The 11,937-nt window shown below is 47.6% G+C and carries 9 protein-coding genes; 6 read left to right on the forward strand and 3 right to left on the reverse strand.

The window, feature by feature from the left end; all coding sequences use genetic code 11:
* Positions 1-309: 309 nt before the first annotated feature.
* From ASD40_RS31790 to yhbH, 3 genes are all read right to left on the reverse strand, one after another.
* On the reverse strand, positions 310-522 hold the full coding sequence (locus ASD40_RS31790; RefSeq protein ID WP_029197871.1) for a hypothetical protein: 213 nt from the start codon (positions 520-522) through the stop codon (positions 310-312).
* Positions 523-708: 186 nt separating this feature from the next.
* Entirely contained in the window at positions 709-2,139 is a 1,431-nt protein-coding gene (locus ASD40_RS31795; RefSeq protein WP_057307160.1) for a SpoVR family protein, read from the reverse strand.
* Positions 2,136-3,293 carry a sporulation protein YhbH gene (gene yhbH / locus ASD40_RS31800; protein WP_057307161.1) on the reverse strand — a complete coding sequence of 386 codons (1,158 nt, stop codon included), beginning with the start codon at positions 3,291-3,293 and terminating at the stop codon, positions 2,136-2,138. Before yhbH ends, ASD40_RS31795 begins: the two co-directional genes overlap by 4 nt.
* 329 nt (positions 3,294-3,622) lie before the next feature.
* Here yhbH and ASD40_RS31805 point away from each other — a divergent pair, with 329 nt between their 5' ends.
* The 6 genes from ASD40_RS31805 (at position 3,623) to ASD40_RS31830 (ending at position 11,140) form a co-directional block, all read left to right on the forward strand.
* The gene (locus tag ASD40_RS31805; RefSeq protein ID WP_235549464.1) at positions 3,623-5,464 is read left to right on the forward strand and encodes a cache domain-containing sensor histidine kinase; all 1,842 of its coding nucleotides are present in this window, start codon (positions 3,623-3,625) and stop codon (positions 5,462-5,464) included.
* Complete coding sequence (locus tag ASD40_RS31810) at positions 5,448-6,731, forward strand: ABC transporter substrate-binding protein (RefSeq protein ID WP_082562585.1); 1,284 nt, start codon at positions 5,448-5,450, stop codon at positions 6,729-6,731. The genes ASD40_RS31805 and ASD40_RS31810 overlap by 17 nt, the downstream gene beginning before the upstream one ends.
* A 4-nt stretch (positions 6,732-6,735) precedes the next feature.
* The gene (locus tag ASD40_RS31815) at positions 6,736-7,911 is read left to right on the forward strand and encodes a response regulator transcription factor (RefSeq protein ID WP_057307163.1); all 1,176 of its coding nucleotides are present in this window, start codon (positions 6,736-6,738) and stop codon (positions 7,909-7,911) included.
* Positions 7,912-8,032: 121 nt separating this feature from the next.
* Positions 8,033-9,343: an ABC transporter substrate-binding protein gene (locus ASD40_RS31820; protein WP_057307164.1), complete on the forward strand. Its 1,311-nt coding sequence runs from the start codon at positions 8,033-8,035 to the stop codon at positions 9,341-9,343.
* Between the two features lie 13 nt (positions 9,344-9,356).
* Positions 9,357-10,238, forward strand: a complete 882-nt coding sequence (locus tag ASD40_RS31825) for a carbohydrate ABC transporter permease (RefSeq protein ID WP_057307165.1) — start codon at positions 9,357-9,359, stop codon at positions 10,236-10,238.
* 116 nt (positions 10,239-10,354) lie between these two features.
* Positions 10,355-11,140 carry a carbohydrate ABC transporter permease gene (locus tag ASD40_RS31830; protein ID WP_376769354.1) on the forward strand — a complete coding sequence of 262 codons (786 nt, stop codon included), beginning with the start codon at positions 10,355-10,357 and terminating at the stop codon, positions 11,138-11,140.
* Positions 11,141-11,937 lie beyond the last annotated feature (797 nt).

Here is an 11,937-nt window from a genome sequence, read left to right on the forward strand (position 1 = left end):
TTGGTTGAAAAACACCCGAAATGATGAGGGAAAGGAACGAGGAGGCGTTATTTCACGGGTTTTTGTCTCCGAATCGCTCTTTTTAATCAAATAGCGCACATACGTTCCTCTTAGTCGATTTTATGCGAAGAATTCCCAAAATAGCGGCTCTACGTTCCGCTAACTAGAGTTCGGGGTGACTTTCTATTGCAGTTGTAACAAAACAAAAAAATGAGAAGGCAAGAATCTTGCCAACTCATTTTTTTTGTTTTCTGTACCCAAAGTAATCTACTTGGGTTAGAGCTTTATGCGTATGTAACGATTATGTAATTAAAAAATTGGGATTCTTGCTTTATTCCCATCTTTGGCATATAAAATGGCTTCTGAACTAAATAAATCAACGTGTTCTAACGGTTGAGCAAGGTTCATCGTTGTAAATTTGTTATAACGAAGAGCGTTGATCAGAGAGGGAATTAATTTGTGGTCCGTTCCAACGAAATTGACAGAAATCGGCGTTTTGTTAAATAAAATATTCATTCTCAACTTCAACTCATCTCCTATAAAAAAATAAATAATAATATTAACTGAGTATTAAGAATATCATCTATGAAATAATAAGTCCGTCGATTACCGTTGTCGGAATAACACTAGTTCTGTCGAGGCTCAGGGAAATAAAACACGTGCAAATAGAGGCCGCTTGAACCAATACGTTCAAGTGGCCTCTTCGTTTTAGAGAAAACGACGATGATGCTTCTTCCCGTCATAGGTGAACAAAACCGGCTTATCTTCGACGATGGTATGCATATGAATAGATTTGCCCCAGAGCTTGTAAATGTAGGGGAGCGTTCGCTCGACATACTTGAGATCAAGTTCGACCCCTTCGAATGCGTGCTTCAAATACAATTCGCCGCTGCGCTGGTAATCGCCATCTTCCACAACAATGTAGGGGAAGCCGCCATTTACACGTGAGTAAATGAGCTGATCCCGGGTGTTTTCCCACGTTTTATCGGTAATCTTCCACTCAGGACCTTTCTTTTCAAATACATATAAATCGAGTTCTTCCACGAGAGGTTTATTCAAATAATTCCGGATAAACGAGGTATCCGATTCGTATTCGCGGACTTCGAATATTTTGGCACGACCATTCCCGGGTTTGCGTCCATGCCTTCTTATTTCTTCCTCCGTCGGATTGTCCCAGTGCTTCTCGATATCTTCATAAATTTTGAGCCCGAGATAATAAGGATTTAAGGTATGACGGGACGGAACCACGACAGAGGAGTTGAGCTTGGAGTACTCAATCGTCTCCTCTTCAGTCAAATCCAGCTCGCGCAGTATGTGTTGGTGCCAGTACGAAGCCCAGCCTTCGTTCATGATTTTCGTTTCAAGCTGCGGCCAGAAATAGAGCATTTCATCGCGGAGCATCGTCAGAATATCCCGCTGCCATTCTTCCATATAGGGGGCATTCTCCTCGATGAAGAGCAAAATATCTTTTTCGGGTTGAGGTGGAAAGCGTTTGTTTTCGTCTTTTTCAGGTGCAGGGGGTCTATTCTTTACATCTAGATCCCATATATCCTCGTATCCATAGGTTGCTACGGAACGTGCGGCTGGTGTGGAGGCTTTGTGGGATTCCTGACGCTTACGCGTCTGTCGATAGGATAGGGTCAGAACAGGATCAATGTGCTCCTGAATAGCTAGCACGGCGTCAATGAATTGCTCGACTTCGTCAATGCCGTGTTCGATTTCATATTGCCGAATTCTTTCGGCGGTAGCGGACATACTCTCTACCATATTGCGGTTCGTGTTTGCGAAACGGGCGTTATTTTTGAAAAAATCACAATGGGCAAGAACGTGTGCGACGATCAGTTTATTCTGAATGAGCGAATTCCCATCTAACAAGAAGGCATAGCAGGGGTCAGAATTGATGACTAATTCGTAAATTTTACTTAAACCAAAATCATACTGTGTTTTCATACGGTGAAAATTTTTACCGAAACTCCAGTGACTGTAACGCGTCGGCATTCCATAGGCACCGAAGGTATATATAATTTCGGCGGGACAGATTTCATACCTCATCGGGAAGAAATCAAGTCCAAAGCCTTTAGCAATTTCCGTTATTTCATCAATGGCGTATTCGAGCTTTTGGATTTCGGTTTTACTCACTGAACAGCCACCCCTTCCTGCTTGGTAAAAAAGGTTTTCAGTGCTTTGTACACTTCACCTTTCTCACGAATGACATAATGAAGAAATTTAGGATCATGAATATGGCGGAAAGCGGACATGAGTGTACTGCTGCGATTGTACTGGTTGACTTCTCCGTATCCGAACATGTTGGAGCGCTCCATTAACTGCGTAATAAGCTTCACACAGCGTTCGTTATCTGACGTCAAATTATCTCCATCGGAGAAATGAAACGGATAAATATTAAATTGTGACGGTGGATACCGTTTGTCGATAATATCAATCGCTGCTTGGTAAGCCGAGGAGCAAATCGTACCTCCGCTTTCGCCTTTGGTGAAAAACTCTTCCTCCGTGACCTCTTTAGCTTCGGTATGGTGAGCAATAAATACAATCTCGACATTCTCATACTTCGTGCGCAAGAAGCGCGTCATCCAGAAAAAGAAGCTGCGGGCTATATATTTCTCAAAGGAACCCATGGAACCGGAGGTATCCATCATCGCAATAATCAGAGCATTCGAGTGAGGCTTCTCTATCTCTTCCCACGTTTTGAAGCGAAGGTCGTCTGGACTGATATGATGGATCCCAGGGGAGTTCGATTTTGAATTACGGCGCATATTCTCCAATATTGTCCGTTTCTTATCGATGTTGGACATAATCCCTTTTTTGCGGATATCGTTAAAAATCACTTCCGTCGTGGTCATATTGCGCTTATCTTTTTTCTGCAAATTGGGCAGCTCCAGCTCAGAGAACAACATGGCTTGCAGTTCCTCCATGCTCACTTCCGCTTCATAGTAATCTTCGCCAGCTTGATCGCCAGCACCCTCACCTTTCCCAGGGCCTTGGGCTGGCTGCGGATCTGTGCCCAACACATCGCCGACCTGAGAGTCCCCGTCTCCCTGACCAACATGCTTTCCTTTACTAAAGTTATAGCGGAATCGGTATTCATCCAGACTCTTAATAGGCACTTTTACGACCTGTTTTCCATTGGACATGACGATACTTTCGTCAGTAACCAGATCGGGAAGATTCTGTTTAATCGCATCTTTCACCTTCTCTTGGTGCCTGGTCTGATCCTGATATCCTTTGCGATGCAAGGACCAATCCTCTTTGGAAACGATAAAAAGGGGTTCTGTCATGAGGACACCTCCTTAGAGTTTTGCTTTAGCGAAATTTACGTCATAAGCTTTTGCTGAATTATTATGGCAAGCATAATGCTGAACGGACTAAGGTGAAAAAAAGCTTGTTATTAAATATATTCAAATATGGGTGGGATATGTGATGCTTTATAAGTTTGCCAGACCGAAGAGTTGACAGGTAGAAGAGAATTTCCATTACATGTCGAATAGTCAGGTTATTTAGTTCATTTTCCTCATTTTCACATCAATAGAAGGTGATATTGTCCTTATCTAGAATTATGTCTCAGAACATATCCGTTAAATGTCAATGTATGGAAGCGAGGTGAACCGTGATACGACGACGACCAATTCCTATCTTCATCCAGTTGCTGGCTGGTATGTTTCTCATTGCGGCTCTGGCTATTGCGCTCACCAATCTATTCAACTATCGCTTAACTTCACAGCTAGCGTTGAATCGTACGGCTGGATATACGCAGGAGTCTGTCGATCAATTGTCGGCAAAGATTGATGTGCTGCTGCGTCAATATGATCAAGCCTCTCAGATGATTGCGTTCGATGAAAAGGTGCAGACCGCTTTGAACAAGCCGATTACAAAGCAAGGAGGGCAAGAGCAGCTTGCGCTGAACCGCTACCTTGCGGAGAAAACGCGCTATATCGCAGGTGAAATGCTCATTCACCTTTTCGACCGGGAAGGCAATGCTTACTCGTCTAACGAGTCGCTCCAATTGTCTTGGCGGAAAGCGGATGACGCTGTGAGCGCCGTTACTTGGTACAGAAAAATGGAGGAGCTCGATGGTCATATGCTATGGGTGTATGGTCCGGCTTGGCGAGACGGTGAAATTCCTGCCATAATTGGGGCTCGAAAGCTGAAAGACTCTCGAAACCTTACCATACTGGGGGATCAGTTCGTGGTGTTTCCTGTGGAGAAAATGAACCGGATGATTGGTGAAACGGGCCAGCGCATCGAGCGAAAGGTGCAGGTGATGGATTCCATAGGGAATATCGTGTATTCGACAGAGCCTCGTGAGATTGGAACGGCGGCGGATCAAGGGCTCTTTGCCAAGTTCGGCGGGAATGCGCAGCCTTTCTTCGAATGGACGACAAGGGAGGATCGCAAGCGGATGCTTGTGGCCTATGCCAAGTCCAATTACAGCGATTGGACCACCATCGCTTATTTCAAACCCGAAGCGGTGTATAGTGACGCTTCACAGATGTGGGCGAATGCGCTGCTGACCATGGCTGCAGGTATCGGGATTGCCCTCGCGCTGGTAGCGTACTTCACTTGGACGTTAACGAGGCCAATCCGTCAATTGGCTGATGGGATGAACAAGCTGAGCAAGGAAGGCATTAAGCCGATCGACCGGCCTTTTACGAGCCGGGAGATCACGCAGCTGTATTCGAACTACAATGCCATGGTGCGTCAGCTGGAGGAAGTCGTTCAACGGCTCTCCGAGCAGCAGATTAGTGCCCAGAGAGCGGAGCTTGTCGCATTAAAAGCCCAGTTTCGCCCGCATTTCTTATACAATTCACTGAATCTGATTTACTGGACGATTGAGGACGAGAGGTCGGAGAAGGCACAGGAAATGACACTCGCGCTCGGAGAACTGCTTCGCTACAGCGTCCATCCATCGACCGATTTCGTGACGCTCGGTGAGGATCTGGCGCAGCTAGACCGGTATTTATTGCTCCAGCGGGCGCGCTTCGGAGAGAAATTCAACGTAAGTATCGACGTTGAGGAAGGATTGCAGCAGCAAAGCGTGATTCGGCTCGTCCTGCAGCCCCTCGTCGAGAATGCCTTCCACCATGGCTTAGAGCACAAGGACGAGGGGGATTGGCTAATTAGGGTCCAGATCTACCGGCAGGGAGGCAAGATCCTGTGCTCTGTGGAAGATAATGGCGTAGGCATGCCGCTTACGGCTCTGCAGACACTTGAAGACTCGATTCATAGGGAGCAAGGCTTTGAGAAGAAGGCAGGCGGCATCGGGTTAAGCAATCTGCATAAGCAGCTGCAGGCTTTCTTTGGTCCAGGCTACGGAATTCGCCTGATGACAAGTCAAATGGGAGGACTGCAGGTAGTATTATCGCTTCCTTTGCTGGACCCGCCGTCTCAGTTTGATAGGGAGCAAGGATTGTCGATGCTGGGTAAGAGAGGGGATGATGGCGCTGCTTAATTTATTTCTTCGGATTTCACTAGTACTGGCAATGATCAGCCTACTCTGCTCTTGCTCCCCCGAAATGGTCATGCCGAGTGTGAAAAGCTCTCCGAAGCCCAGTACGCTGCGTATCTGGCTGTGGCCGGGAAGCGGGCTGGAGCCGCTGATTAAGACGTATGTGGCAAACAATCCTCAGATGGATGTAGAAATGGTTACTTTTCAATACGACGATGTGGTGCCGAGTCTCATGACTTCGTTAGCCACGAAGGCTGACTCCCCGGATCTTGTTCTGTTGGAGGCTTCGCAGCTGAATCAATTAAAGCGCTTCCAGAGCCAGTTCTATAACCTCTATGAGTACGGCGACGAGCGAGTTCATTATCTGGACTGGAAATGGCGGCAAGCGGAAAGCAAGAATGGTGGCTTCTTGTTTGCCATGCCTGTCGATATCGGGCCAGTGGCGCTTGCGTACCGTCATGACTTATTTAAGGAGGCCGGTTTACCAACAGAGCGGGAGGAGGTGGCGGCTTATTTGTCCGATTGGGATGCGTTGGAGCAGGCAGGAGTCCAATTGAAGCAGCGGACGGGGGCTGTATTATTCGATAATATAACGAATATCTTCCTTAGCTATCTCAACCAGTTTGACGGTCAATATGTGCTGCCTGTGGAGCATGAATTAAGTCCGCATGTTAAGGAAGCTTGGGATCGGGCGGTGTATTTCCACAAGCGTGGCCTCAGTGCCGGGTTGCCGTCGCAGACCTCATCTTGGGCCGAAGGAGCGGTCAATCGAAAATTCGCCCTCGTATTGGCTCCCTCTTGGCTTCACGGCATGATGAAGAAGAATGCTCCTGCTACAGCGGGCAAGTGGGATCTGACGCGGGCACCTGGTCTGCCATCCAATTTAACGGGGACGTACTTAGCGGTACCGAAGACAAGCCCATCTCCCCATGCGGCGTATAAGCTGGCCTACTGGTTAACGGCTCCACAGCAGCAGTTGGCGAATTTTATCGGCAGCGGGAATTTTCCTTCCACACCGGAATCGTACTCCTCTTCTAATTTTCTGGAGGTTCACGATCCCTTTTTCAATGATGCGCCTGTCGGTCAAATTTATTCTTACACGGCGCTTCGCTACAAATCCGGTTACGATGATTACGATTATACGACGATTGAAAGATGGATTCGCGACGGTCTTCGGCGGGTTGAATCTGACGGTGCAGATCCTGAGTTAACGTGGAAAGGGATTATGCAGCAGTTTGAGACGCTAAACCATGTAGCGGGAGGAGGGTAACCGTATGTTTACTGTTCTGATTGTAGACGATGAAGCGAATGTACGTCTTCCAATGTGCAGAACATTGGCCCGATTCGAAGGCGTGGGTGAAGTACTGGACGCCTCTAGCGGGTTGGAGGCGATTGCAATACTGAAGCAGAGGACGGTGCAGCTCGTTATTACCGATATCCGCATGCCGGCGGGGGACGGCTTGCAGCTTGCCGAATATATACGGCAGCATTCACGGCAAACCGATGTGTATGTGCTGACAGGGCACGCGGAATTCGATTATGCAATGAAAGCAATGCAGCATCAAGTAGCAGCCTACCTGCTAAAACCTCTTTCCAAAGAGAAGCTGCTAGAGGTATACAACGAAGCTTACGGGAAGTACCGAAGACGGATGGAGTCCGAGCAGGTGAATGTGATCCGCAGCCGGGCGTTGCTGGAGAAACGCATGCACGACCTACTTCACGGGGTGCCGGTGCCAACCTTCGATGAAGGGTTGATTCCGCAATATGCCACCATCCGGCTCGTCTCCTTTTCGACCAAGGATTTGCGGTCTCTGGGAGAGACCTCGGTACGTTACTTTATCCGGGAATGTGCGCATGAATCGTTCAGCGGATTGGGGACGGCGGCAGTATGCGAAGAGGACCGGCTCATCACTGTGGTTCTGTTCACCGAGCACGATGATAAGATGGCCTGGGAGCAGCGGGTGCAGGAAATTTCGAAGTGGATGGAGGCAAAGCTCCGCATCGAAGTGAAGACAGGTCATGGCGGCTGCACCAAGGAGATAAGTGATCTTGGGTTGATGTATATGCGCAGTATGATGAGCCTGGGCTTCAACGAAATTACAAGGAAGGAAAGAGGGGACTCGTTTCCGCCAATTATTAAGGCGCTCTTGAAATACGTACATAATGAATATGCCAACGAAACGGCGAATTTGTCCGATTTTGCCCAGCAATTCCAAGTGAATGCCAATTATTTAAGCAATTTGTTTCATCAGGAGATAGGGCTCACCTACACCCAGTACTTGACACAGTTCAGGCTTACGGAGGCCAAGCGATGGCTGCGCGAGACGAACCTGAAGGTATATGAGGTATGCATTCGGGTAGGGTACAAGGACCCAGCCTATTTCAGCCGCATCTTCAAAACCTTCGTCGGTATGGCCCCCGGGGATTATCGGACGGTGGAACATTCCTGAGAAGAGTCCAAGAAATCGAAGATTTGTTACCTATACGAGCTGTATAGACCTGCCTATACTAAATGTAAGGGCTTACTTATTTGGAAGTCCAGTTGAAAATGGTGAAGGGAGCGTTTATCGAATGAATTGGGTGCCTAAACGCAAGTCCATGTTTCTGCTTTTGGTTTCTCTTCTAGTTCTTCTTAGTGCATGCAGCAGCGGAGGAACGCAAGACGCAGTAAAAAATGAAGCAGCAGGTGGAAACAACGGGAAAAAGGTTCAACTGCAAATGTGGTTTTGGCAGGGGGCATCATTTGAAAAGATTATACCGGAGTTTAACCGTACCCATCCGAACATCGAGATTATTCCACAGATTTATAAGTGGGAAGACGCCCACAAGAAGCTGTTGACGGCTATGTCGGCAGGTTCGGGGGCTCCGGACATTGCGATGATCGATATTTCACAGATGGACCAATTCTTGAAGTACCCTGATAAATTTTATGACCTGAACGAGTATGGAGCTAAGGATCTGTCCAAGGATTATCTGGATTGGAAATGGAAGCAAGGCAGCGTTGGCAGCAAGCAGCTTGGATTTCCAACGGATATAGGTCCGATGGTGCTTTATTACCGCCAAGATCTGTTCCAACAAGCCGGACTCCCTTCGGAGCCTAACGATGTTGCGGCCAAGATTAAGAATTGGGACGACTTCCTCGCTGCCGGCAAAACATTGAAGGAGAAAACAGGCGCCAGTATTTTATCTAACCCTTATGAATTGTATGGTGCGATTCGCGACCAGGGCAATGAACTGTACTTTGACAAAGACGAGAATTTGACAATGGAATCCAACCCGCAAATCAAGAAAGCGTTGGATTATTATAAAAAAGCCCGTGAAATGGGCATCGCTGGAGCTTATGACCAGAAAAATGCGCTGCAGGAGTACTCTGCCGCTCTGAATTCGGGCAAAATCGCGACATACATCTCTGCAGCTTGGGGCAAAGGGCACGTCGAAACCCGCGCACCGGATACGAAGGGCAAATGGCGCGCAGCCAAAATTCCAGAGGGCACTGGCAACATGGGCGGTTCGTTCTTACTTATTCCGAAAGAAACGAAGAATGCCAAGGAAGCTTACACAGCTATTAGTTGGATGCTGTCACCTCAGCAGCAGTTAGAAGTATTCAAGATTTCAGGCAATTTCCCTTCGACTCCGTCGGTCTATGGCGATAAAGCGTTCACAGAGGCGGGGTATGAATTCTGGGGCAACCAGAAGCTCGGTATCTTGTTCTCCGAGGTTGCCAAGGATGTAAAAGTGCAGCGTAAAGGACCTTTCTATCAAACCGTGGAAGATATTATTAGCGATGGCATGCAGGCAGTGACGGTCGATAAGTCCAAGGATCCTGACAAAGAATTCGCGGCCCTCATTGAGAAGGCCAAGACCAAATTGAAAAACAAATAGGGATGTGGCTGCAATGAGAGGGTTGAAGACGTATCTGGCGCCCTACCTGATGATATCTCCATTTTATATCTTGTTTATCGTATTCGGCTTGTTTCCGATCCTGTTCTCGCTGTACTTGGCTTTCCATTCGTGGGATGGGCTCGGGCCGATGGAGTTCGTGGGACTTCGCAATTTCCGTAATCTGCTGACCGATGATCCAGATTTCTGGAAATCGGTCGGCAACACCTTCGTCATCTGGTTTTTTTCGACCTTACCGCAGCTGTTTCTGGCACTGGTCGTAGCATTTCTGCTCAACGCCGCTTTCGTGCGGTTCAAGGACTTTTATCGAGCGGTCTATTTTCTGCCGAATATTACGTCCATTGTGGCTGTAGCCATTATCTTCGGCTCGTTCTTCGGCAGCCAGTTCGGACTGATTAATGGCCTGCTTCAGGTCGTTGGGCTGCCCCGAATTGAATGGATCAATGATCCCTTCTGGGTGAAGGTTGCCGTGTCGGTGATGGTCATTTGGCGGTGGACGGGCTATAATGCCATCATTTACTTGGCCGGGCTTCAGAGTATCCCGCATGATCTGTATGAAGCAGCTACGATTGACGGGGCGAGCCGGAAGCAGCAGTTTTTCAGCATTACGCTGCCTCTGTTAAAGCCGATCATTCTATTCACTGTGATCCTTTCGACGATCGGCGGTATGCAGCTGTTTACCGAGCCCTTAATTCTCGTCGGCAATACCGGCGGGGCAACCAAAGGCGGGCTGACGCTGGTGTTGTATCTGTATAACCAAGCCTTCGGCAATCAGCTGTTCGGCTATGCTTCCGCTATCGCTTGGATGCTGTTTCTGATCATTGGTATTTTCTCCTTCTTGAATTGGAAATTCGTTTCGAGAGGGGAGGGCATCTGATGAGCGCGGAATCTTCTAAAGTCACGGTCACTCGCCGAAGCAGAGATGCCGTCGTCCTAACCAAGACACCAGCGAAGTCCTCTTGGGCTTCAGGAACGATCCTTATTCACATAGGGATGCTGGTCGGTTCTTTATTGTCGCTATTTCCTTTTTACTGGCTGTTCGTGATGTCTACCGCAACGACTTCGGATATGTTCCGGTTTCCCCCAAGGTTTCTGCCGAGCGATCAATTGCTGGTTAATATCGGCAAGGTTATCGATCATGTCGGGTTTTTCCGGTCGTTCGGCAACAGCTTGATCGTAGCAGGTGTGCACACACTTCTGGTTTTGTTTTTTTGCTCGATGGCGGGCTTCGCCTTTGCGAAATTCCAGTTTCCAGGTAAGCCGTTCCTGTTCTTCTTCCTGCTAATGACCATGATGGTGCCGCAGCAGCTGGGGCTAATCCCCCAGTTCATCATTATTCAAAAGCTGGGCTGGATCAATGACCTGAAAGCCTTGATCATCCCGGGCGCGGCGAGTGCATTTGGCATCTTCTGGATGCGGCAGTATGCGGCATCCGTGCTGCATGATGAGCTTATCAATGCAGGACGCATTGACGGCTGTAATTCTTTCGACCTGTACTATCGCGTAGCGCTTCCGGTGCTTCGCCCGGCGTTAGCTACGCTAGGCATCATTACGTTCCTGAATTCTTGGAATGATTATTTGTGGCCGCTCGTCGTCATCTCGGTACAGAACAAATTTACGATCCAGATGCTGATCGCCTCAATGAATGGCGTGTACAGCACGGACTACTCCATGGTCATGGCTGCTACGCTAATGGCTACGGTACCGCTCATTGTTGTGTTCTCAATCTTCAGTCGGCAGTTTATTGCCGGGCTTATGCAGGGGTCAGTGAAAGATTGACAATAGCTGAGCTAGGAAGCTGCTCGGGTGTTGGATAGAGCTGCTATTGCAGGAAGGAGCCGTCCCAAAAAATGAACAGTGACCCGAAAGAAAGACACTTTGAAGAAAGTGACCTATTTCGGGTCTTTTTACATTTATATAATAATGAATAAGAAAGGTCGAGTCGAGGATTACACATGGGAAATAATTGGAGTAGGGAATCCTTCTTCTCGGTTGAAAGATGTTGTAAAAAGTGCAACAAATCTACCTAGATCCCGCCTTTCTCCCCTCGATGTTGCATAATGTACAACAATTGGGCTCTATACAGGTTATTTTGAAACGAATGGATTCGAAATGTTGTACAAACTGCAACTTCAACGTACAAAATAGCCTTTTGGCATATGAATTGTTGCAGAAAATGCAACATTGGTAATTACAATAGTCGATCGCATTAGCATTCAAGGCTAGCTGTGGTTAAAGCTAACCAAGAGGGCAGGGTACTTTCTGAGCACCATCTTTTAACAGCTTATTCCAGGTCTTCCTTTGAAGTGTCCACGAACGGGGGGGCAGTTCAGAAATGGCTGAGGGATAGCCCTTTTTTTGCGTTTAATGAGTACAAACATTCGCCCATGGTGCTATACTAAAACGTGACGAAAAAGATCGGTTGGAAATCGAATTGGAAACATCATTTTGATAAAGTCTACTTGGGCTTAATCGCTCAAACAGGCTTTTTTTATTGGATGGAACGACTTCCCAATAGCCTTCCAATCCATCAACCTTTGAAATTTTGATATAATAGGCATATATTCTCATACAGG

It is taken from the genome of Paenibacillus sp. Root444D2, assembly GCF_001426375.1.
Taxonomy (GTDB): domain Bacteria; phylum Bacillota; class Bacilli; order Paenibacillales; family NBRC-103111; genus Paenibacillus_E.

Excerpts from the sequence above, each read along its gene's own strand:
- ASD40_RS31815 (WP_057307163.1), top strand. The coding sequence starts at position 6,736 with ATGTTTACTGTTCTGATTGTAGACGATGAAGCGAATGTACGTCTTCCA.
- ASD40_RS31820 (WP_057307164.1), top strand. The coding sequence starts at position 8,033 with ATGAATTGGGTGCCTAAACGCAAGTCCATGTTTCTGCTTTTGGTTTCT.
- ASD40_RS31830 (WP_376769354.1), top strand. The coding sequence starts at position 10,355 with ATGCTGGTCGGTTCTTTATTGTCGCTATTTCCTTTTTACTGGCTGTTC.
- yhbH (WP_057307161.1), bottom strand. The coding sequence starts at position 3,293 with ATGACAGAACCCCTTTTTATCGTTTCCAAAGAGGATTGGTCCTTGCAT.
- ASD40_RS31810 (WP_082562585.1), top strand. The coding sequence starts at position 5,448 with ATGATGGCGCTGCTTAATTTATTTCTTCGGATTTCACTAGTACTGGCA.
- ASD40_RS31825 (WP_057307165.1), top strand. The coding sequence starts at position 9,357 with ATGAGAGGGTTGAAGACGTATCTGGCGCCCTACCTGATGATATCTCCA.